The 21,325-nt window shown below is 70.3% G+C and carries 22 protein-coding genes; 7 read left to right on the forward strand and 15 right to left on the reverse strand.

Annotation, left to right across the window (positions count from 1 at the left end):
- Window positions 1-153: 153 nt before the first annotated feature.
- Both rph and ACGH7X_RS15010 read right to left on the reverse strand, forming a co-directional pair.
- On the reverse strand, window positions 154-891 hold the full coding sequence (rph, locus tag ACGH7X_RS15005; RefSeq protein ID WP_399885565.1) for a ribonuclease PH: 738 nt from the start codon (window positions 889-891) through the stop codon (window positions 154-156).
- Between the two features lie 119 nt (window positions 892-1,010).
- A complete protein-coding gene (locus tag ACGH7X_RS15010) occupies window positions 1,011-1,244 on the reverse strand; it encodes a glucose PTS transporter subunit EIIB (RefSeq protein WP_003975905.1) in 234 nt (77 codons plus the stop codon).
- 170 nt (window positions 1,245-1,414) lie between these two features.
- On the opposite strand from ACGH7X_RS15010, the gene ACGH7X_RS15015 reads away from it, so the two are divergent.
- Both ACGH7X_RS15015 and ACGH7X_RS15020 read left to right on the forward strand, forming a co-directional pair.
- Window positions 1,415-2,710, forward strand: coding sequence for a PTS transporter subunit EIIC (locus tag ACGH7X_RS15015; RefSeq protein ID WP_399897031.1), 1,296 nt, complete (start codon window positions 1,415-1,417; stop codon window positions 2,708-2,710).
- Between the two features lie 216 nt (window positions 2,711-2,926).
- The gene (locus ACGH7X_RS15020; RefSeq protein WP_399885568.1) at window positions 2,927-4,177 is read left to right on the forward strand and encodes a PTS transporter subunit EIIC; all 1,251 of its coding nucleotides are present in this window, start codon (window positions 2,927-2,929) and stop codon (window positions 4,175-4,177) included.
- 89 nt (window positions 4,178-4,266) lie between these two features.
- On the opposite strand, the gene ACGH7X_RS15025 is transcribed toward ACGH7X_RS15020, so the two are convergent.
- Complete coding sequence (locus ACGH7X_RS15025) at window positions 4,267-5,019, reverse strand: MBL fold metallo-hydrolase (RefSeq protein WP_399885570.1); 753 nt, start codon at window positions 5,017-5,019, stop codon at window positions 4,267-4,269.
- Between the two features lie 204 nt (window positions 5,020-5,223).
- On the opposite strand from ACGH7X_RS15025, the gene ACGH7X_RS15030 reads away from it, so the two are divergent.
- Window positions 5,224-5,691, forward strand: coding sequence for a type II toxin-antitoxin system PemK/MazF family toxin (locus ACGH7X_RS15030; RefSeq protein ID WP_399885572.1), 468 nt, complete (start codon window positions 5,224-5,226; stop codon window positions 5,689-5,691).
- A 13-nt stretch (window positions 5,692-5,704) separates the two neighbouring features.
- Here the strand turns inward: ACGH7X_RS15030 and ACGH7X_RS15035 are convergent, their stop codons facing one another.
- The 7 genes from ACGH7X_RS15035 to clpS all read right to left on the reverse strand — a co-directional run bounded on the left by ACGH7X_RS15035 (window position 5,705) and on the right by clpS (window position 10,599).
- Window positions 5,705-6,655 (reverse strand): PLP-dependent cysteine synthase family protein, encoded by a 951-nt coding sequence (locus ACGH7X_RS15035; RefSeq protein ID WP_399885574.1) that lies wholly within the window; start codon window positions 6,653-6,655, stop codon window positions 5,705-5,707.
- Window positions 6,656-6,661: 6 nt separating this feature from the next.
- The gene (locus ACGH7X_RS15040; protein ID WP_399885576.1) at window positions 6,662-6,949 is read right to left on the reverse strand and encodes a MoaD/ThiS family protein; all 288 of its coding nucleotides are present in this window, start codon (window positions 6,947-6,949) and stop codon (window positions 6,662-6,664) included.
- Window positions 6,950-7,069: 120 nt separating this feature from the next.
- Window positions 7,070-7,165, reverse strand: coding sequence for a putative leader peptide (locus tag ACGH7X_RS15045; protein WP_309546867.1), 96 nt, complete (start codon window positions 7,163-7,165; stop codon window positions 7,070-7,072).
- 79 nt (window positions 7,166-7,244) lie between these two features.
- Window positions 7,245-7,667 (reverse strand): M67 family metallopeptidase, encoded by a 423-nt coding sequence (locus ACGH7X_RS15050; protein ID WP_351400952.1) that lies wholly within the window; start codon window positions 7,665-7,667, stop codon window positions 7,245-7,247.
- A gap of 167 nt (window positions 7,668-7,834) precedes the next feature.
- The gene (locus ACGH7X_RS15055) at window positions 7,835-9,262 is read right to left on the reverse strand and encodes an amino acid permease (protein ID WP_399885578.1); all 1,428 of its coding nucleotides are present in this window, start codon (window positions 9,260-9,262) and stop codon (window positions 7,835-7,837) included.
- 369 nt (window positions 9,263-9,631) lie between these two features.
- The gene (locus ACGH7X_RS15060; RefSeq protein WP_399885580.1) at window positions 9,632-10,240 is read right to left on the reverse strand and encodes a DUF2017 domain-containing protein; all 609 of its coding nucleotides are present in this window, start codon (window positions 10,238-10,240) and stop codon (window positions 9,632-9,634) included.
- 41 nt (window positions 10,241-10,281) lie between these two features.
- The gene (clpS, locus tag ACGH7X_RS15065) at window positions 10,282-10,599 is read right to left on the reverse strand and encodes an ATP-dependent Clp protease adapter ClpS (protein ID WP_399885582.1); all 318 of its coding nucleotides are present in this window, start codon (window positions 10,597-10,599) and stop codon (window positions 10,282-10,284) included.
- A gap of 109 nt (window positions 10,600-10,708) precedes the next feature.
- Here clpS and ACGH7X_RS15070 point away from each other — a divergent pair, with 109 nt between their 5' ends.
- Complete coding sequence (locus ACGH7X_RS15070) at window positions 10,709-12,055, forward strand: nicotinate phosphoribosyltransferase (protein ID WP_399885584.1); 1,347 nt, start codon at window positions 10,709-10,711, stop codon at window positions 12,053-12,055.
- A 157-nt stretch (window positions 12,056-12,212) separates the two neighbouring features.
- Window positions 12,213-12,800, forward strand: coding sequence for a nicotinamidase (locus ACGH7X_RS15075; RefSeq protein ID WP_399885586.1), 588 nt, complete (start codon window positions 12,213-12,215; stop codon window positions 12,798-12,800).
- A 5-nt stretch (window positions 12,801-12,805) separates the two neighbouring features.
- On the opposite strand, the gene ACGH7X_RS15080 is transcribed toward ACGH7X_RS15075, so the two are convergent.
- Both ACGH7X_RS15080 and ACGH7X_RS15085 read right to left on the reverse strand, forming a co-directional pair.
- Window positions 12,806-13,150: a hypothetical protein gene (locus tag ACGH7X_RS15080; RefSeq protein WP_399885588.1), complete on the reverse strand. Its 345-nt coding sequence runs from the start codon at window positions 13,148-13,150 to the stop codon at window positions 12,806-12,808.
- A 146-nt stretch (window positions 13,151-13,296) separates the two neighbouring features.
- Window positions 13,297-15,642 carry an immune inhibitor A domain-containing protein gene (locus ACGH7X_RS15085; protein WP_399885589.1) on the reverse strand — a complete coding sequence of 782 codons (2,346 nt, stop codon included), beginning with the start codon at window positions 15,640-15,642 and terminating at the stop codon, window positions 13,297-13,299.
- A gap of 415 nt (window positions 15,643-16,057) precedes the next feature.
- On the opposite strand from ACGH7X_RS15085, the gene ACGH7X_RS15090 reads away from it, so the two are divergent.
- Window positions 16,058-16,345 (forward strand): hypothetical protein, encoded by a 288-nt coding sequence (locus ACGH7X_RS15090; RefSeq protein WP_399885591.1) that lies wholly within the window; start codon window positions 16,058-16,060, stop codon window positions 16,343-16,345.
- Window positions 16,346-16,363: 18 nt separating this feature from the next.
- On the opposite strand, the gene ACGH7X_RS15095 is transcribed toward ACGH7X_RS15090, so the two are convergent.
- A complete protein-coding gene (locus ACGH7X_RS15095) occupies window positions 16,364-17,071 on the reverse strand; it encodes an RDD family protein (protein WP_399885593.1) in 708 nt (235 codons plus the stop codon).
- A gap of 280 nt (window positions 17,072-17,351) precedes the next feature.
- Entirely contained in the window at window positions 17,352-19,088 is a 1,737-nt protein-coding gene (locus ACGH7X_RS15100) for an RDD family protein (RefSeq protein WP_399885595.1), read from the reverse strand.
- Window positions 19,089-19,381: 293 nt separating this feature from the next.
- Between ACGH7X_RS15100 and ACGH7X_RS15105 the strand changes: the two genes are divergently transcribed.
- A complete protein-coding gene (locus ACGH7X_RS15105; RefSeq protein ID WP_399885597.1) occupies window positions 19,382-19,810 on the forward strand; it encodes an SsgA family sporulation/cell division regulator in 429 nt (142 codons plus the stop codon).
- 13 nt (window positions 19,811-19,823) lie between these two features.
- Here ACGH7X_RS15105 and ACGH7X_RS15110 read toward each other — a convergent pair whose 3' ends face one another.
- Entirely contained in the window at window positions 19,824-21,248 is a 1,425-nt protein-coding gene (locus ACGH7X_RS15110) for an FAD-binding oxidoreductase (protein WP_399885599.1), read from the reverse strand.
- Window positions 21,249-21,325 lie beyond the last annotated feature (77 nt).

Below are 21,325 nucleotides of genomic sequence, written 5' to 3' on the forward strand. Positions count from 1 at the left end.
CTCGGTCCTCCCCTTGGGACAGGGCCGGGCGGCCCATGTGCGGTGCGGCTTCGGGCGTACGGCAAGGACTGCCGTACGCCCGTGGTGCTGTACTGCTAGGGACGCGTCTGCGGGCGGCCCAGTTGCCTGCCGTTGGCGTTGCCTTTACTCCCTTTACCTTTCGAGGGTCGCGTCGAGGGCCTTGCGCTGGAGTTCGGCGAGTTCGGTGCAGCCGGCGGTGGCGAGGTCGAGCAGGGTGTTGAGTTCGTCGCGGGCGAAGGGCTCGGCCTCGGCGGTGCCCTGGACCTCGACGAAGCGGCCGTCGCCGGTGCAGACGACGTTCATGTCGGTGTCGGCGCGGACGTCTTCCTCGTAGCGCAGGTCGAGGAGCGGGGTGCCGCCGACGATGCCGACCGAGACGGCGGAGACGGTGCCGGTGAGGGGCTTGCGGTTGGCCTTGATCATCTTCTTGGCCTGGGCCCAGGTGATCGCGTCGGCCAGTGCGACGTAGGCGCCGGTGATGGCGGCGGTGCGGGTGCCGCCGTCGGCCTGGAGGACGTCGCAGTCCAGGACGATGGTGGTCTCGCCGAGCGCCTTGTAGTCGATGACGGCGCGCAGGGAGCGGCCGATGAGGCGGCTGATCTCGTGGGTGCGGCCGCCGATGCGGCCCTTGACGGATTCGCGGTCGCCGCGGGTGTTGGTGGCGCGGGGAAGCATGGCGTATTCGGCGGTGACCCAGCCTTCGCCGCTGCCCTTGCGCCAGCGCGGGACGCCTTCGGTGACGGAGGCGGTGCAGAGGACTTTGGTGTCGCCGAAGGAGACGAGGACGGAGCCTTCGGCGTGCTTGCTCCAGCCGCGTTCGATGGTGACGGGGCGGAGCTGCTGGGGGGTGCGGCCGTCGATTCGTGACATGCGGGTGAGCCTAGCGGCCCATGCGGAAGGGGCCTTCCCCGCTGTGGAAAACCGCGGTGGAGGCCCCTTGCCGGTGAAGCGGTGAAGCGGTGAAGCGGTGAAGCGGTGAACCAGGTGGTTCACATCATGTCTTCGATCTCCGCGGCGATCGGGTCGGCGTCGGTGCCGATGACGACCTGGATGGCGGTGCCCATCTTGACGACGCCGTGGGCGCCGGCGGCCTTGAGGGCGGCTTCGTTGACCAGCGCGGGGTCGTTGACCTCGGTGCGGAGTCGGGTGATGCAGCCTTCGATCTCGTCGATGTTGTCGATGCCGCCGAGGCCGGCGACGATCTTCTCAGCCTTGCTGGCCATGTTCGTTCTCCCTGATCCGGACCGCTTTGTCGCAGTAACCCACAGTTGGCCCATCTTCGCGAGCCATCGTGTGGTGCGTACCGAATGATGGCGTCACGACGGCGGAGCCGCCCGTCGACTGGTCTACACCAGTGTACCGGCGGCCGGATGGAGACTCGGATGGAGACCGGATGAGTGCCGACAGCGCGGTCAGTCCCGCTCGCGTCCGCTGGAACAAGGCGTTCCAGGGGTTGCAGAAGATGGGTCGCAGTCTTCAGTTGCCCATCGCGGTCCTGCCCGCCGCGGGCATTCTCAACCGGCTGGGGCAGCCGGACGTGTTCGGGGACGACGGTCTTGGCTGGTCGAACGTCTCGAAGGTGATGACCGGCGCGGGTGGTGCGCTGCTGGACGGCTCGCTGGGGCTGCCGCTGCTGTTCTGTGTGGGCGTGGCCATCGGGATGGCGAAGAAGTCGGACGGCTCGACGGCGTTGGCGGCGGTGGCGGGGTTTCTCGTCTACTACAACGTGCTGCGGCAGTTTCCGGAGGACTGTCCGGAGGGTTCGGAGGTGGTTCCGCAGGTCGGCTGTCAGCTGACCGACGGTTCGGGGACGGTGACGGCGTTCGTCTTCCAGAATCCGGGGGTTTTCGGCGGGATCGTGATGGGGTTGCTGACGGCGTATTTCTGGCAGCGGTTCCATCGGACGAAGCTGGTGGACTGGCTGGGCTTCTTCAACGGGCGCCGGCTGGTGCCGATCATCATGGCGTTCGTGGCGATCGTGTTCGCGGCGCTGTGTCTGTGGGTGTGGCCGCCGATCGGTGACGCGCTGGAGAGCTTCAGCGACTGGTTGAACGGGATCGGCGCGTGGGGCGCGGGTGTGTTCGGGCTGGCGAACCGGGCGTTGTTGGTGATCGGTCTGCATCAGTTCCTGAACGTGCCGATGTGGTTCCAGTTCGGTTCGTACACGAAGCCGGACGGCACGGTGGTGCACGGCGACATCAACATGTTCCTGGCGGGCGACCCGGACGCGGGTCAGTTCACGACGGGCTTCTTCCCGATCATGATGTTCGCCCTGCCGGCGGCGGCGCTGGCGATCACGCACTGCGCGAAGCCGCACCGGCGCAAGGAGGTCGGCGGTCTGATGCTGTCGGTGGCGCTGACGTCGTTCGTGACGGGGATCACGGAGCCGCTGGAGTACTCGTTCCTGTTCATCGCCCCGCTGTTGTACGCGGCGCACGCGGTGTTGACGGGGGTGTCGATGGCGGTGACGTGGGCGCTGGGTGTGAAGGACGGGTTCAGCTTCTCGGCGGGGTTGATCGACTACGTCATCAACTGGAATCTGGCGACCAGGCCGTGGCTGATCATTCCGATCGGTCTGTGCTTCGCGGTGGTGTACTACCTGGTCTTCCGCTTCGCGATCACCAAGTTCGACCTGAAGACGCCGGGACGGGAGCCGGAGGACGAGGTGGAGGACGTAACCAAGGGGTAGACCTCGCGTACCCTTTGATCGTGGTCTTGCGAAGGCCCCCGGACCGTTGGTTCGGGGGCCTTCGACGCGCGGCCGCGCGGGCCCTGTTGAGGTTCCGGTTCCGGCACTTTGCGTAGCGTTCCGGTCGCGAAATCGTGGGTTCCTTATGTGGCCTTCATCGTGTTACAACAGGTCTACACCACTGAGTGGTGTAGACCACCACCCGATGGAGGAAGTATGAGCACCGCCACCGACAAGGCGGCCCCCGCGAAGAAGCGGGGATCTGGTCTTTTCCAGGGTTTGCAGAAGGTCGGCCGCAGCCTGCAGCTCCCGATCGCCGTTCTCCCGGCGGCGGGCATCATGGTCCGGCTCGGCCAGGACGACATCTTCGGCAAGGACGGCCTGGGCTGGGACAAGGTCGCCGCCGTCTTCAACAACGCGGGCGGCGCTCTCACCGGCTCGCTGCCGATCCTGTTCTGCATAGGCGTGGCCATCGGCTTCGCCAAGAAGGCCGATGGCTCGACCGCGCTGGCCGCGGTGGTCGGCTTCCTCGTCTACAGCAAGGTCCTGGAGGCCTTCCCGGTCACCGAGGCGGTGGTCCAGAAGGGCGAGGACGTCGCGGCGACGTACAACGACCCGGGTGTGCTCGGCGGCATCATCATGGGTCTGCTCGCCGCCGTCCTGTGGCAGCGGTTCCACCGGACGAAGCTGGTGGACTGGCTCGGCTTCTTCAACGGCCGTCGTCTGGTGCCGATCATCATGGCCTTCGTCGGCATCGTGGTGGGCGTGTTCTTCGGTCTGGTCTGGGAGCCCATCGGCACCGGCATCTCCAACTTCGGTGAGTGGATGACCGGCCTCGGCTCCGGCGGCGCGGCCCTGTTCGGCGGCGTGAACCGCGCGCTGATCCCGGTCGGCATGCACCAGTTCGTGAACACCGTGGCCTGGTTCCAGCTCGGCGACTTCACCAACTCCGCCGGTGACGTCGTGCACGGCGACATCACCCGCTTCCTGGCCGGTGACCCGTCGGCCGGCATCTTCCAGGCGGGCTTCTTCCCGATCATGATGTTCGGTCTGCCGGCCGCCGCCCTGGCGATGGCGCACACCGCCCGTCCCGAGCGCCGCAAGGCCGTCCTCGGCATGATGGTCTCGCTCGCGCTGACCTCGTTCGTCACCGGTGTGACCGAGCCGATCGAGTTCTCGTTCATGTTCATCGCGCCGGTCCTGTACGTGCTGCACGCGGTGCTGACCGCCGTCTCCATGGCGGTGACGTGGGGCCTGGGTGTGCACGCCGGCTTCAACTTCTCGGCCGGCGCCATCGACTACGTCCTGAACTGGCATCTGGCGACCAAGCCATGGCTGATCATCCCGATCGGTCTGGTGTTCGCGGCGATCTACTACTTCACGTTCCGCTTCGCGATCATCAAGTTCAACCTGAAGACCCCGGGCCGCGAGCCCGAGGAAGAGGTCGAGGACCTCACCAAGGCGTGAGCCACCGCCGTACGGCTCGACGGCCGTACGGCATGACGAGGGCCCCGGAACCGGGAAGGTTCCGGGGCCCTCGTACGTCCGGGTGCGGGCTAGATCTCGTACACCGCGCCGGCCGCGGCGACCTCCACCGCCCCGTCGTAGACCTCGCGCGCGTCGGTCAGGTTGACCTCGGGGTCGGTCCACGGGGGGATGTGGGTGAGCACCAGGCGCCGGGCGCCGGCGCGGGCGGCGCTCTCGCCGGCCTCGCGTCCGTTGAGGTGGAGGTCGGGGATGTTCTCCTTGCCGTGCGTGAAGGCGGCCTCGCACAGGAACAGGTCGGTGTCGCGGGCGAGTTCGTCCAGCGTGGCGGTGACGCCGGTGTCGCCGGAGTAGGTCAGCGACCGGCCGCCGTGCTCGACGCGGATGCCGTAGGCCTCCACGGGGTGGGCGACGCGCTCGGTGTGCACGGTGAAGGGGCCGACCTCGAAGGTGGAGGGCTTGACCGTGTGGAAGTCGAAGACCTCGCTCATGGAGGAGGCGGAGGGGGTGTCGGCGTAGGCGGTGGTGAGCCGGTGCTCGGTGCCCTCGGGTCCGTAGACCGGGAGGGGGGCGCAGCGGCCGCCGTCGTGCCGGTAGTAGCGCGCCACGAAGTAGGCGCACATGTCGATGCAGTGGTCGGCGTGCAGATGGCTGAGGAAGATCGCGTCGAGGTCGTAGAGACCGCAGTGGCGCTGCAGCTCGCCGAGGGCACCGTTGCCCATGTCGAGGAGCAGCCGGAAGCCGTCGGCCTCGACGAGGTAGCTCGAGCAGGCCGATTCCGCGGACGGGAACGACCCCGAGCAGCCGACGACGGTGAGCTTCATGAAGCAGAAACCTCCGCTGGCGCGTGTGGGTAGACGGGGGTCGTGCGGTTCGTCGAGCGTAAGGCGCAAAACCTTTGGTCGCTCCTCCGCCAGGTGCCGTTGTGGGCGAACTCACCTGCGCTGTCACCGGTTCGGCTGGAAGTGGGGCGCGCGGGGTCACCGAAGGGGCGCGCGGGGGTTGTGCGCGCCGGTACGGTCGTCGGTATGGACACGTCCTGGTGGCTCGCCTTCGCGGCGGTGGTGCTTCTCGCGCTCGTCGCCACGGTCGTCGACGGCTGGGGCCGGGGGCGGCGGCCTCCGCGGCAGGGCGGCAGCCGGCGTCCGCCGGGGCACCCGGGAGGGCCGAGGGGCCGGGCGGACCGGCCGCGGCCCGCGGAGATCTGGTGGGCGAACGTGCCGTACGAGGACTCCGGCGGTGCGAAGGACCGGCCGTGTCTGGTGATCTCGGTGCGCGGGCGGCGGGTGCTGGTCGCGAAGATCACCAGCCGGTACCGGGACGGGCGGGCCGGGGTGATCACGTTGCCGCCGGGCTCGGTCGGGGACGAGCGGGGGCGGACGAGCTACCTGGAGACCGACGAGCTGCGCAGGGTGCCGGTGCGGGACTTCCGGCGCCGGGTGGGTGTGGTGGACCCGGCCCTGTGGGACCAGGTCCGCCGTCACCTCGCCGAATGAGCCGAATGACCCGTCAGGCCCAGAGCTGGCCCTGGAGGGTCTCGATGGCCTCTTCGGTGGTGGCCGCCGTGTAGACGCCGGTGGAGAGGTACTTCCAGCCGCCGTCGGCGACGACGAACGCGATGTCCGCGCTCTCGCCGGCCTTGACGGCCTTCTTGCCGACGCCGATCGCGGCGTGCAGCGCGGCGCCGGTGGAGACGCCCGCGAAGATGCCCTCCTGCTGGAGCAGCTCGCGGGTGCGGGTGACCGCGTCGGCGGAGCCCACCGAGAAGCGGGTGGTGAGGACGGAGGCGTCGTACAGCTCGGGTACGAAGCCCTCGTCGAGGTTGCGCAGGCCGTACACCAGGTCGTCGTAGCGCGGTTCGGCGGCGACGATCTTCACGTCCGGCTTGTGCTCGCGCAGGTAGCGGCCGACGCCCATGAGGGTGCCGGTGGTGCCGAGGCCGGCCACGAAGTGGGTGATGGAGGGGAGGTCGGCGAGGATCTCGGGGCCGGTGCCGGCGTAGTGGGCGCCGGCGTTGTCCGGGTTGCCGTACTGGTAGAGCATCACCCAGTCCGGGTGTTCGGCGGAGAGTTCCTTGGCGACCCGGACGGCGGTGTTGGAGCCGCCCGCGGCCGGGGAGGAGATGATCTCCGCGCCCCACATGGCGAGCAGGTCCCGGCGCTCGCGCGAGGTGTTCTCGGGCATCACGCAGACGATGCGGTAGCCCTTGAGCCTGGCGGCCATGGCCAGGGAGATGCCGGTGTTGCCGCTGGTCGGCTCCAGGATCGTGCAGCCCTTGGTGAGGCGGCCGTCTTTCTCGGCCTGCTCGATCATGTGGAGCGCGGGGCGGTCCTTGATCGAGCCGGTCGGGTTGCGGTCCTCCAGCTTGGCCCAGATGCGGACGTCGCCGGACGGCGAGAGCCGCGGCAGGCGCACCAGAGGGGTGTTGCCCACCGCGGCCAGCGGGGAGTCGTAGCGCATGGCCGATCAGGCCATACCGCCGGCCACGGCCGGCAGGATCGTGATGCTGTCGCCGTCGGTGAGCTTGGTGTCGATGCCGTCGAGGAAGCGGACGTCCTCGTCGTTCAGGTAGACGTTGACGAAGCGGCGCAGCTGCTCGCCGTTGTCCTGGTCGATGATGCGGGCCTGGATGCCCGTGTGCCGGGTCTCGAGGTCGGCGAAGAGCTTGGCGAGGGTGTCCCCGGTGCCCTCCACCGCCTTCTGGCCGTCGGTGTACTGGCGGAGGATGGTCGGGATGCGGACCTCGATGGCCATGGCTGAGGGCTCCTGTCGGAAGTTTGTCGTGGGTTCGTCGGGCGCGCGGCGGCACACGTCTGGGCGCCGCGGCTCACGGCCGTACGGCACGGCTCGCGGCCGTACGGCGGCAGCGGAAGATCAACAGATGGCGCTTTTCAGCCTGCACAGGTCGACGTGCAGCCGCGCCACGAGCAGCGTGCCCGGCGCCTTTTCGCTCACGTCGAGAAGAACCATGGGTTCATCGTATCGATTCCCGGTCCGGCTTCCGGAGTGTGATCTCACCTGATGGACTCATTCCGTCCGCTGTGCGAGATCAGTACGCCTCTACGACCTTGACCTCCTCCTCCGTGACCTCGCCCTCCAGGATGCGGAACGACCGGAACTGGAAGTCGCCGGCGCCGTCGGTGTCGGCGGTGGAGACGAGGACGTAGTGGGCGCCGGGCTCGTTGGCGTAGGTGATGTCGGTGCGGGAGGGGTGGGCCTCGGTGGCGGTGTGGGAGTGGTAGATGACCACCGGCTCCTCGTCGCGGTCGTCCATCTCGCGGTAGAGCTTGAGGAGGTCCTGCGAGTCGAACTCGTAGAAGGTGGGCGAGCGGGCGGCGTTGAGCATGGGGATGAACCGCTCGGGGCGGCCCTCGCCCACGGGACCGGCCACCACGCCGCACGCCTCGTCGGGGTGGTCCTCGCGCGCGTGGGCGACGATCTGGTCGTACAGGGCCTGGGTGATGGTCAGCATGCGGCCAGGATAAGCAGACGGACCGGGCCGTACCGGTGGGTGGTACGGGCCGGTCCGTCTGCCGGAAGGCCAGGGTGGTGGCCGGGGTGGCGCCGGGCGTGGTGGCCGGTGCGGTGGCCACGTGCGGCGGCCGGTGCGGTGGCCAGGTGCGGTGGGCTGTGCGGCCGTCAGCCGATCTTCTCGAGCTCCGGCTCGCCGGGCCGCTCGGTGATCTGCGGGTTGCGGCTCTTGAGCACGAACCAGCCGATGCCGAGGGCGGCGGCCCAGCCGGCCATCACGTACAGGCAGACGCGGGCGTCGGCGTCGTAGGCGATGAGGCAGGTGACGAAGAGCAGGAAGGCGATGGCGATGTAGGAGCACACGGAGCCGCCGGGCGCCGGGAAGGAGGAGGCGGGCAGGCGGCCCGCGACGACCTTGCGGCGGTACAGGACGTGGCTGATCAGGATCATCAGCCAGGTCCAGATGCCGGCCGCGGTGGCGACGGAGGTGACGTAGCCGAAGGCCTTCTCCGGGACGAGGTAGTTCAGCACCACGCCGATGGCCATGAAGACGACCGAGACGCCGATGCCGATGGCCGGGGTCTTGGTCGACGACAGCTTGTTGAAGACCCTGGGGGCCTCGCCGTTGTCCGCGAGGGTGCGCAGCATGCGGCCCGTGGAGTACATGCCGGAGTTGCAGGACGACAGGGCGGCGGTGAGCACGACGAAGTTGACGATGCCGGCGCCGGCCGGGATGCCGATGACGGTGAAGGCCTCCACGAAGGGGCTGACGCCCTCGGCGAACTCGGTCCACTTCACCACGGCCAGGATGACGGTCAGGGCGCCCACGTAGAAGAGGGCGATGCGCCAGGGCAGGGTGTTGATGGCCTTGGGGAGGGTCTTCTCCGGGTTCTCGGACTCACCGGCGGTGACGCCGACCAGCTCGACGGCGAGGTAGGCGAACATGACGCCCTGGAGGGTCATCAGGGACGAGCCGATGCCCTTGGGGAAGAAGCCGTCGAACTCCCACAGGTTGGAGACGGCGGCGGTGTCGCCTGCCTGGCTGAAGCCGAGGGTGAGCACGCCGACGCCGATCACGATCATGCCGATGATGGCGGTGACCTTGACCATCGAGAACCAGAACTCGATCTCGCCGAACAGCTTCACCGAGATCAGGTTGGCGACGAACAGCAGGACCAGGAAGACCAGGGCGGAGACCCACTGCGGGATGTCCGGGAACCAGTAGTGGATGTAGATGGCGGCGGCGGTCAGTTCCGCCATGCCGGTCACCACCCACATCAGCCAGTACGTCCAGCCGGTGAAGTAGCCGAAGAAAGGACCGAGGAACTCGCGCGAGTACTCGGCGAAGGAGCCGGAGACGGGACGGTAGAGGAGCAGCTCGCCGAGCGCCCGCATGATGAAGAAGATGATCACGCCCGCGAGGGCGTACATGAGGATGATGCTGGGGCCGGCCTTGGCGATGTTGGCCCCGGCGCCCAGGAAGAGGCCGACGCCGATGGCGCCGCCGATCGCGATCATCTGGACCTGGCGGCTGTTGAGTCCGCGCTCGTAGCCCTCTTCGGGGGCCTTGTCCGTGTCGACCTGCGCTGAGGTCATGTGTGGTGCGCCTTTCTCCATGCCGATCCGGGCCTTGACTCGGCCTCGGATCGGGTCTCGATCCCCCCGGATGATGGAGCTGAGCGGGCCTCACATCCCGCTCGGTGCCTGGCCGGCGGTCCGCCGGCTCGGTGGCGCACCCGGCCGAACATTCGGGTGGTGTTCGCCGGGCGGTCGTGAAGATTTACCACGACGGCGGCGCTGATCACAGGGGTCGACTGTGACGTGTCCCACAGGGAGAAGCGGACAAAGGGCACCCCGGCGGTGCAAAAAAGGGCGCGGGTTTGACGGGATCGTTATCCGGATTTGAGATTCCGCTGAGCGGACACCCTGGGTGACCGAATCACCGCGCTCGGGGCATAACGGCGCTCAGGTCATGAGCGTCGCGACGAGTGACTCCTGAAGTCCGCCGAGCCACAGGTACGCCATCACCATCGGCTTGCGCGGGTCCTCGTCCGGGAGCCGGTAGAGCAGGTCGGTGTCGTCCTCGTCGGCGATCTCCAGCCGGGAGCCGATCGCCAGGCGCAGGTCGTTCAGGGCGCCCAGCCACTGCCGGGACTCCTGCGCCGACAGCTTCAGCACCGCCCCGTCCTCGCCGGCCGACCGGGAGGCCACGGCGTCCAGGGCGCGGATCACCGCGAGCGCGCTGTCCCGCTTGCCGGCCCGCAGGTCGTTCTCGGTGTAGCGGCGGAACTCGGCGGAGTGCGCCCGCTGCTCCTCGGCCTCCTGGGCCTGCGGGGTGCCCTCGGGGTCGCCGTAGGCGTCCGGGAACAGGCGGCGCAGCACCGGGTCGGAGGGCGGCTCGCTCGGGCCCTCGGCGAACAGCTCGGCGAGCGGGTCGTCGGAGGCGTCCTCGGCGGGTCCCGGGCCGATCAGCTCCAGGAGCTGCACGGCCAGGGAGCGGATGATGGAGATCTCGACGTCGTCGAGCGCGACGGCCGCGCCGCCGCCGGGGAGCGGTTCGAATTGTCCGGGCATGAAGGCGATTCAGCTGCTTCCGTCCTGCGGGCGGGCGTGGGTCATTTCCGGTCCTGCTGGAGGGTGGCCCACAGACCGTAGCCGTGCATGGCCTGTACGTCCCGCTCCATCTCCTCCCGGCTGCCGCTGGACACGACCGCCCGGCCCTTGTGGTGGACGTCCATCATGAGCTTGGTGGCCTTGTCCTTGGAGTAGCCGAAGTAGGACTGAAAGACGTACGTCACATAGCTCATGAGGTTGACAGGGTCGTTGTGCACGATCGTCAACCAGGGCACGTCGGGCTCGGGTACGGCGAAGACCTCCTCCGCCGACTCGGTCTTCTCGATCTCCATGGGTGCGGCTGCCGTCACAAGGCCCATGCTGCCACCACAGGGGGGCACCCGCACAAACGGGCCTGTGGCCGGCGCCACGCGAACCGGGCGGGCATCGAAATCGTCAGAGTGACGAAATGGGGGTACGATCCGTCGTATGAACACAGCGGACCTTGGGCTGCCGGTGGACGTCCCCTCGACGGCGCTCTTCACGGACCAGTACGAGCTGACCATGCTGCGAGCAGCCCTGAAGGCCGGCACGGCCGGGCGGCGGAGCGTGTTCGAGGTCTTCACCAGGCGGCTGCCCGACGGGCGCCGGTACGGCGTCGTGGCGGGCACCGGACGGGTGCTGGACGCGGTGGAGAACTTCCGCTTCGACGCGGACGTCCTGCGCTTTCTGCGCGAGAAGGACATCGTCGACGAGGAGACCCTGGACTGGCTCGCCCAGTACCGCTTCAGCGGCGACATCTGGGGCTACCCCGAGGGCGAGGTGTACTTCCCGGGCTCGCCGATCATGCGGGTCGAGGGGACCTTCGGCGAGTGCGTGCTGCTGGAGACGGTGATCCTGTCCATCCTCAACCACGACTCGGCGATCGCGGCCGCCGCCTCCCGGATGTCCTCCGCCGCCGGGGAGCGCCCGCTGATCGAGATGGGCGCCCGCCGCACCCACGAGCTGGCCGCCGTCGCCGCCGCCCGCTCCGCCTACGTCGGCGGCTTCGCCACCACCTCCGACCTGGCCGCCGGCTTCCGCTACAACATCCCCACCGTCGGCACCTCCGCCCACGCCTTCACCCTGCTGCACGACAACGAGCACGACGCCTTCCGCGCCCAGGTCGACTCGCTCGGCCGGGACACCACGCTCCTGGTGGACACCTACGACGTCGCCGAGGCCGTCCGTACGGCCGTGGAGATCGCCGGGCCCGAGCTGGGCGCGGTGCGCATCGACTCCGGCGACCTGCTCCTCGTCGCCCACCGGGTGCGGCAGCAGCTGGACGAGCTGGGCGCCACGGGGACGAGGATCGTCGTGACCTCGGACCTGGACGAGTACGCCATCGCCTCGCTGGCGGCGGCGCCCGTGGACGCCTACGGGGTCGGCACCCAGCTGGTGACCGGGTCCGGGCACCCGACGGCCTCCATGGTCTACAAGCTGGTCGCCCGCGCCGAGTCCGGCGAGGAGGGGGCGCCGCTGGTGCCGGTGGCCAAGAAGTCCACCGGGGGCAAGACCTCGATCGGCGGACGCAAGTGGGCCGCCCGGCGGCTGGACGCGGAAGGCTACGCCGAGGCCGAGGTGGTCGGCACCGGGCCGGTGCCCGACGCCCTCGCCGACCGGCAGCTTCTGGTCGAGCTGGTCAAGGGCGGCGAGGTGGTCGCCCGCGAGCCGCTGGACGCCGCCCGGGACCGGCACGCGGCCGCCCGCGCCAACCTGCCGCTGTCCGCGACCCAGCTCTCCCGAGGGGAACCCGTCATTCCGACGGAGTACGCGCACGGGGGCTCGGGTAGCTAAAGCTGTGCGGCCCGACAAGGCCGGAACCAGCCCCGCACCACCCGCCCGTCCGCCCCCACCGGACGCCACCCGTCACTACTCCACCCGTCTCCACGCCACCCGTCCCCACACCACCGTCTCCACACCCCACAGTCGACCCAGTCGAAGGACACCGACCATGCGCCGCGCCTTGATCGTCGTAGACGTGCAGAACGACTTCTGCGAGGGGGGCAGCCTCGCGGTGTCCGGCGGTGCCGACGTGGCCGCCGCCATCACCGAGCTGATCGGGCAGGCGCCCGCCGGCTACCGCCACGTGGTGGCCACCCGCGACCACCACGTCGCGCCGGGCGGCCACTTCGCCGACAACCCCGACTACGTCCACTCCTGGCCGGCCCACTGCGTCGCCGGCACCGAGGGGGTCGGCTTCCACCCGAACTTCGCGCCCGCCGTCGCCTCCGGCGCGATAGACGCCGTCTTCGACAAGGGTGCGTACGCGGCCGCCTACAGCGGCTTCGAGGGCGCCGACGAGAACGGCACGACGCTCGCCGAGTGGCTGCGGTCCCGGGAGATCGACGAGGTCGACGTCGTGGGCATCGCCACCGACCACTGCGTGCGGGCCACCGCCCTGGACGCGGCCCGTGAGGGCTTCCGTACGCAGGTGCTGCTCGACCTGACCGCCGGAGTGGCCCCCCAGACCACCGAGCGGGCGCTGGAGGAGCTGCGGGAGGCGGGCGTGGAGCTGTCCGGGAAGCCGGTCGTGCAGTAGCTCCCCTAGGTCTGGGCGGTCGGGCGTCTGAGCAGGGCACGGATCGGATGCCACAGCTCCTGGACCAGGTCCGGCCCGCCCGGCGCCCCGGCCACCGGTGCCGTACGCCATATCAGGCCGTCCGGGTGGTGCAGGACCGCGGTGATCTCGTCCGGGGTCGGCGGGGCCGCGTTGCCCCGCAGGTAGACCGCGCGCAGCCCCAGGTTGCGCAGCCTGGTCAGGGCGCGCGCCCGGTTCTGGGCGTGGACGAGAAAACGCACGCTGCCGCCGCTCGCCAGGGTGGGGCTGGGCAGGTTCAGTGCCACCACCACCGTGCCGTTCGGCAGCTTGCAGAAGCCTCCTGCGGCCATGCGGTCATACCCCCGAGTCAGCCTGTGTCGGTCCGGGTGTCGGGCCCGGTGTCAATAAGAGAACCACAGGACGCACCTAAACACGGATCGGCGGCGACCCGCCAGGGGGTCACCGCCGATCATGCTCTGACCTGGGCAGATGCTAATTACCTGCCCGCAGGGCCGACCTCGAGCTCGATCGTGGAGCCGTTCTTGGCCTCCTTGAGGATCTTGATCTTCGTGTTGGTGTCAGTGATCTTGACGCCGCCGGTCGGGTTCGCCGGGTCGTAGTAGTCGTTCTTGCGGTCGTTGAAGACCGAGACGCCCTTGGAGCCCGGGACGTACTTCGCGACGTCCGCCTTGTGCAGCGTCATGCCGTCCGTGCGGTAGAGGCTGAACGGCGAGTCGTACGCCTGGAATCGGTTGCGCATCAGGGTGCCGTCCTTCCACTTCAGCGCGGTCGGGTGCGAGTCGATCGGCAGGACGAGACCGGCGCCCGGGTGCTGGCTGGTGTTGTTGTCCGCCTGGGAGGTGTCCCACTTCCAGATCAGCAGGCCGTTCTGGTACGCGTAGTGCTCGACCCAGTTCGGGCGCTCCGAGAAGCCGAAGTTGTACGGGCCGGTCTTCAGCGTCTTGTCGTACGACACGTACTGCCGGTTCTCGGCGATGTAGTACTGCGCGTACTCCTTGGTGAACGACGCGCCCTTGCGGGTGAAGCCGTTCGCCGTCCACGCGGCGTCCTCGGTCTCCGCGTTGTCGGAGAAGAGCGTCTCGCCGTCGGCCGTCACCGCGATCTCGTCGGCGGCGAAGCCCTTCATCGCCAGGCCGCCGTCGGTCTGGTAGCGGAAGCGCAGGTCGATCTTCTTGCCCGCGTAGGCGTCCAGCGGGTAGACCAGCTTGCCGTAGGCGTCGACGGTGGCGCTCAGGGCGGGCTTGTCACTGCCGTCGCGCTGGATCGGCTGGCCGTCGAACGTGCCGTCGATCGCGGTCCAGTTGGCGCCGCCGTCGGTGGACACCTCGGTGTAGAGGAAGTCGTAGTCGGCCTCGATGTCGTACCAGCCGTCCAGGGTGAGGGACGCGGACGACTTGCCGGTGAGGTCGACGCTGCGGCTCAGGGTGTTCTTGAGGTCGTTGCCGCTCCCGCTCCACCACTGGGTCTCGCCCTCGGCGGGGGCCACGATCTCGGTGGTGACCTCCTCCTTCGGCAGCTCGACGACCAGGCCCTGCTTGTGCTTGGTGTTGTACTCGGCCAGGCCCAGCTTGTGCCAGGAGTTGACGCCCGCCTTGGCGGTGTCGTAATTCAGCCAGCCCAGCTGGAGCTTGTCCCAGGCGTTCATGTCGCCGGGGAGGTCGCCGATCTCGTTGCGGCCGGTGCCGAGCCAGGAACCGGACGACATCAGCGTCCAGAAGCCGGTGGAGTTGTCGCCGCCCGCGGTGTCGTAGTGGTCCGGCAGGCCGAGGTCGTGGCCGTACTCGTGCGCGTAGACGCCGAGTCCGCCGTTCTCCGGCTGGATGGTGTAGTCGCCGACCCAGACGCCGGTGTCGCCGATCTGGGTGCCGCCGAGCTTGTTGTCACCGGGGCCGGTGGCGCCGGCGTCGGTGCCGAAGGCGTACCAGCGGTGGGCCCAGATCGCGTCCTCGCCCTGCGCGCCGCCGCCCGCGGACTCGTCCTCGCCGGCGTGCACGATCTGGAAGTGGTCGATGTAGCCGTCGGGCTCGTTGAAGTCGCCGTCGCCGTCGAAGTCGTAGCGGTCCCACTGGTCGTACTGGGCCAGCTGCGACTTGATCTGGGCGTCGGTGCGGCCGGCCGCCTTCTGGTCCGCGACCCAGGCGGTGACGCCGTCCTGCACCGCGTACCAGGCGCAGTTGTCCGGGTCGCACTTGTTGGAGCCGTAACGGGCCTCGTTGTAGGGGACCTTGACCCAGTCGGCGACCTCGCCGTCGACCGAGTAGCGGCCGGAGGACTGCTTCTCGTAGTACGTCTTGACCGAGTTGACGCCCTTGCCGGAACCGAAGTACAGGTCCTGGAAGTGCTCCTGGTCGTAGTCCTCCTGCCAGGCCGTGGAGTTGTCCGTCTTGCGGTTCGGCTTGGCTATCTGGTTGTGCAGCGGTCCTGCGTCGCCGCCGTAGCGGCTGTCGACCTTGTCGCCGAACTCGACCAGGATGGTGAAGATCTTGTCGGTCTTCTCCCGGCCCAGCTCGACGTACTTGGCGTCGCCCTTCTTGCTCTTCAGCTGGACGACGTTGGAGCCGTCCTTCTTCTTCACCGAGGCGTTGCCGGATATGACCTGCTTCAGGGCTTCCTCGCGCTGGGCGGCCTGAGTGTCACTCAGGGGGCCCTTGAGGTTGTGGGAGCGCGTCTCCTTCGCCGGACTCGGGTCGTGACGGTTCACGGCCTCCGGCCGGGCGGGCGAATCCGCCTGCGCCACGCCGGCCGCCGAGAGCGTGGCGGTGGCTGCCGCGAGTGCGACGGTGGTCGCCGCGGTTCTGAAGGTCCAGGATCTTCTGGTCACTTGAGTTCCTCCCCCGCGTCCACGCGCGCGGCTGGGGGGACAAGGACAGAGCGAAGTCCGCGCAAACGTGTTCAACGCGTGTAGTCAAGTGACGACATTTGACTAGAGGTTCCCGAGAAAAGACAGACCTTGACTTGAGCAGAACAAGTGCACTATGCGGAGCCGTGGTTCGCTTTGCGGACGCCGAATCGTGACCGTCGCGACGTCCGACGGGCGCGCGGGACCGTCCACTTCCCGGACGTCATGAATCCGTGCGCCCCCCGTGCATCGGCCATGTCGGTTAGGTCATGCTTACTGCTGGTTCCACTCGGGCACACAGCGGGTTAGAGTCGCTTGGCGGAACGCCCGGAAGCCGGCGGAAAGCCAGGCCGACAGCCCGTCTCACCCCTGATTGTCTTCCGAGGACACGATGGCCATGCCCCGTCCGACTGCCGCACAGTTCGCCTACGGTTCGTGCACCGTGATCTTCTCGACGCTCGCCATGCTGCTGCTGTCGCGGACGAGTTCGGGTCCTGGAGTCGCTCTTATCGCCGTCGCGGCCCTCGCCCTCGGGCTGTTGGTCGCCATGACCGTCCCCCTGCCCAGGACGCGCGCGGTGACCGCCGTGCCGGCCCACAGGCCCGCCGCGGACCGGGAGCCGGTACCGGCGGCGGCCCGGATCTCCGCGGGCGCGGGCGAGACGGCGCGCGGACGGGCCGCCTGACCGCGTCCGGCGCGGTCGTCAGCGGGTGCTGACCACGACCGTCTTGGCCGCCTTGTCGTGCAGGCCCTGCTTGTAGGGCCGGTCGAAGAAGCTCCAGCCACCCGCGATGATCGTCCATACGCAGGCGCAGCAGAACGCGAACGGGATCCACAGCACCAGGGCGCGGATCAGCGACGTCTGCCCCGAGGGCGTCGCTCCGTTGTCCAGGTTGGCCACGCGCAGCCCGAGCCACCTCTTGCCGAGGGTCTGGCCGTTCCTCGTGGTCATGTACGTGTCGTAGCCGATGTAGAGCAGGGCGGCGATCAGGGACTGCCAGAAGGACTTGCCGACGGAGACGTCGTCGCCGTCCACCTGGTACTCCTGGACGTTGAAGGCCCAGCTGAGCAGCCAGACCACGATGCCCACGAGAATCATGTCGATGATCCGCGCGAGCGTACGCCGCCCGCTGTCGGCGAGCGGGGGCATCCCGGCCAGCGGATCAGCGGGGTAGCCGCCACCGCCGTACGGGTCACCGCCGTAGGGGCCGCCGGATCCGCCGCCGGGGGGCGGGGCACCGTACGGTCCGCCGCCGCCCGGGGGCGGGGGCGGGTTGTCGTACGGCGAGCCCGTGCCGCCCTCGCCGGGGCCCGGGTCGGGGCCCGGCCCGGGGGACGGGGGACGCTTCCTGAACGGGTCGTCTTCCGGCGGCTGTCCGCCTGATCCGGGGGGCGGCGGTTCACTGCTCATGCCCCGAGTCGACCCCGGGCCCTTTTACGGCGCATCCGGCGAGCGGCCGTTCGGAGTACGCGGCGTGCCCTTGCCTTGCCGTCGACGCCGTCGGAGGGGGAGTGGGCTGAGGGTTCGTCGGCGGGTGCGGGTGCGTGTGGGGCTTGTCGCGCCCGCGCGGCGGAGCCGCAAATTCAACACAGCCCCGCGCCCCTTGAGGGGTGCGGGGAACTGCGCGAGCAACCACGACGCACCCGCACCCGACCACGAGACGCGCACGCCCCCGACCCCACCCGCCAAGCTAGCCCGCGACGAACGTGGCGGCGGCCTTGTCGTGCCAGCACTGGCGCCACGGGCGGTCGAAGAGGCACCACGCGACGCCGACCACACCCACCACAAGAAGGCCCGGGACGCTGTAGACCAGCCAGCGGCGCAGGGCCGCGCCGAAGGACGGCGGCTCGTGGGCCTCGATGTCCCGTACCTCCAGGCCGAGCAGCCTCTTGCCCAGCGTGCGGCCCCACTTGGCGGTCGGCAGCGCCTCGTAGACGACGCCGAAGAGCAGCAGGACGGCGAGCACGATCCCCAGATACGTGGAGGTCGTGCCGTCCAGCAGCCACACCGTGACCGTCTCGCCGGACAGCTTGGCCTGGTCGATCTTGTCGTTGACGTGGTCGGCGGCCTTGACCCCGAGGGGGACGGCGGCCACGGCGGTGACGCCCGCGAGGACGACGGTGTCGATCAGCCGGGCGGCCAGCCGCTTGCCGAGACCGGCGGGCCGGGCGGCCGCCTGGCGCCGGGCGGCGGCCTGGAACACGTCCTCGACCGGCGGCTTCCACGGCGCGACGGGCTGCTCGTCCCCGCCCGCCCCGGCGAGCCGGTGCACCTGCTGCGCCCAGGAGGACTGCCCGCCGCCGGAACCGGCCGCCGCGACCGGCGCGGAGGTGGCGGGCTGCGGCGCGGGAGCCGGTGCCTGCCCCTGGTGGGGAACCCCGGGGGCGGCGGGGGCGGCCGGAGGCTGCGCGCCGGCGGCCCGGGCGGCGGCCGCCTTGCCGGCGCCGAAGCCGGGGCCGGACGCGGGGCCGCCGGGCTGCGCGCCCGTACGCGGGGTGACCGCGCGGAAGGTCATGGTGCCCTCGTCCTCCGCCGCGGGGGCACTCTGCGGGCCCGCCGTCGGGCGGCGGAAGACGAAGGTGTCGCCGGCCTGGGCCTCCGCCTCGCCGGAAGTGGCTCCCGCCGAGGCGTCCGCGCGCGCGGCGCCGGAAGCGGCATCGTCCTGCACGGGCCCGCCACCGCCCGCGGGGCCCGCAGCGCCCGCCGGTGCGGTGCGCGCGGGTACGCCGCGGTCCCGCCCGGGGCCGCGCCCGTCCTGCGCAGACCCGCCGGCCTCCGCCGAGCCCGCCGAGTCGGCTGACGCGGCGCGCGCGGGTCCGCCGGGGCGCCGCACGGAGCCACGCCCGTCCTGCGCCGACCCGCCACCGCCGGCCGAGCCCACAGCACCCGCGGGGCCCGCCGAGTCCGCCGACGCGGCACGCGCCGGTCCGCCCGGGCCACGCCCCTCCCCCGCCCCGCTGCCCGCCGTACCGGCCCCCGCGATCCCCGCACGCGGGTCACCCGGCGCCGCGCCGGAGTCGGTCGGGTCGGCCGGTCCCGCCTGCCGGGCGTGCGGGACCCTCGGGTCCGTGCCCCGCGCCGTGCCCGGCCAGGCGACGCGCTGCTCCGGGGTGCCGGGGAAGCCGGGCTGCTGGGAGCGGTCGGCGCCCCAGGCCGTGGCGGGCTCGGGGCGGCTGCCGTGCTGGGAAGCGGCTCCGGGCGACTCCTCGACCGGGTCCTCGTCGAAGAAGTGCGGGCCGGTCTCCTCGACGGAGGGCCGCGCGCCGGGCGGAGGCGCGAGCGGCTCGCCGTCCTCGGGGGCGGGCCGGCTCGTGCCCGCCACCCAGGAGGCGCCGTTCCAGTACCGGACGTATCCAGGAATGGACGGGTCCGGGTAATACCCTTCGCGGGGCCTGTCGTCGCCGGGGGCCGGGGTTGGGGCGCTCATGTCCGTCGTCCCGTATCTGCTCGGGGGTTGATATGGGGGCCTCAACATCTATCAGACGGGCGCAATCCGCACCGCCCGTCCCGCCGGACCCGCCCCTTTCCGGGCAACCTCGTGCACGGACCTTCACACCAGGGGACGCCCGGGACAGAGGTGGTGCGAAAAAAGTTCCGCGAACCCGCGTAATGCTCCCGCCCCCGGCCGCTCTCTCTCGTGCGGGCCCGCTCCGGGCGGCCCGTACGGATCCGGACCAGACACGAGATCCGGGACACGAGACACGAGAGAGGAACCCCGCCATGCATCCCGACCCCGCCGTCCCCGCCGTCGTGGAACGCGAACTGGAGCTGAGGCTCATCCTGTCCCCCGAGCGCGGCATCCCGGTGCCGGCCCGGCTCGGTTACCACACCGACGACCCCTACGCCGTGCACATCACCTTCCACATCGACTCCGGCCACCCGGTGCACTGGACGTTCGCCCGCGACCTCCTGGTGGAGGGCGTCTTCCGGCCGTCGGGGCACGGCGACGTGCGGGTGTGGCCGTCGAAGTCGGAGGGCCGCAGCGTCGTACTGATCGCGCTGAGCAGCCCCGACGGCGACGCCCTCCTGGAGGCGCCCACGCCCCAGGTGTCGGCCTGGTTGGAGCGGACCCTGCGGGCGGTGCCGCCGGGGACGGAGGGCAGGCAGCTCGGCATCGACGACGGGCTGGCCGAGCTGCTCGCCCGGTGAGGAGGGGCAGGGATCAGAAGAGCTTGCCCGGGTTGAGGATGCCCAGCGGGTCGAAGACCTGTTTGACGGCCCGCTGCATCTCCAGGCCCACCGGGCCGATCTCCCGCGCCAGCCACTTCTTCTTCAGTACCCCCACGCCGTGCTCGCCGGTGATGGTGCCGTCGAGTTCCAGGCCGAGGGCCATGATCTCGTCGAAGGACTCGCGGGCCCGCCGGGACTCGTCGGGGTCCAAGGCGTCGAAGCAGACCGTGGGGTGGGTGTTGCCGTCGCCCGCGTGGGCGCAGACCCCGATGGTGAGGTCGTACTTCGCGGCGATCCGCTCGATGCCCTCCAGCATGTCGCCGAGCCGGGAGCGGGGTACGCACACGTCGTCGATCATGGTGGTGCCCTTGACGGCTTCGAGGGCGGTGAGGGCCAGGCGCCGTGCCTGGAGGAGGAGTTCGGACTCGGCCGCGTCCTCGGCCGGTACCACCTGCGTGGCGCCCGCGGCCTCGCACAGCGCGCCGACGGCGGCGAGGTCGGCCGCCGGGTCGGTGGTGTCGAAGGCGGCGAGCAGGAGCGCCTCGGTGGTCTCCGGCAGGCCCATGTGGGCGAGGTCGTTGACCGCCTTGACGGTCGTACGGTCCATCAGTTCGAGGAGGGACGGCACGTGCCCTCCCTCCATGATCCGGCAGATCGCGTCGCAGGCGGCCGCCGCGGAGGCGAACTCGGCGGCCAGCACCAGCTGCTCGGGCGGCTTGGGGCGCAGCGCCAGCACGGCCCGTACGACGATGCCGAGGGAGCCCTCGGAGCCGACGAAGAGCCGGGTGAGGTCGTACCCGGCGACGCCCTTGGCGGTGCGGCGGCCGGTGGACATCAGGCGGCCGTCGGCGAGGACGACGTCCAGGCCGAGGACGTACTCGGCGGTCACCCCGTACTTGACGCAGCACAGGCCGCCGGAGGCGGTGCCGATGTTGCCGCCGATGGTGCACATCTCCCAGCTGGAGGGGTCCGGCGGGTAGTAGAGGCCGTGTTCGTTCACCGCGCGGGAGAGCGTGGCGTTGACGACGCCCGGTTCGACGACGGCGACGCGGTCGACCGGGTTGATCTCCAGGATGCGGTCCATCTTCGTCAGGGAGAGGACCACGCAGCCGTCGGTGGCGTTGGCCGCGCCGGACAGGCCGGTGCGGGCGCCCTGCGGGACGACGGGGACGCGCAGCTCGGTGGCGGTGCGCATGACGTGCTGGACGTCCTCCACGGTGCGTGGCAGGACGACGGCCGCGGGGGCGCCGGCCGGGCAGAAGCTCGCCATGTCGTTGGCGTACGAGGCCGTGACGTCGGGGTCGGTGAGGACGGACTCGGCGGGCAGTCCGGCGAGCAGCCGGTCGACGAGGGTGCTGTTGACCGTCGCGGCTGCGTCGTCTTCGTCGCGAGGCGCTTCGATACGGCTCATGATCACAGGTTCGCACCCGGGGCCATCGGTGTGAACCCCGTGGACGGCACCCGCCGCCTGCCCGGTGCGATCGTCGTATTGAC

It is taken from the genome of Streptomyces sp. BBFR51 (assembly GCF_044591655.1).
Taxonomy (GTDB): Bacteria; Actinomycetota; Actinomycetes; order Streptomycetales; family Streptomycetaceae; genus Streptomyces.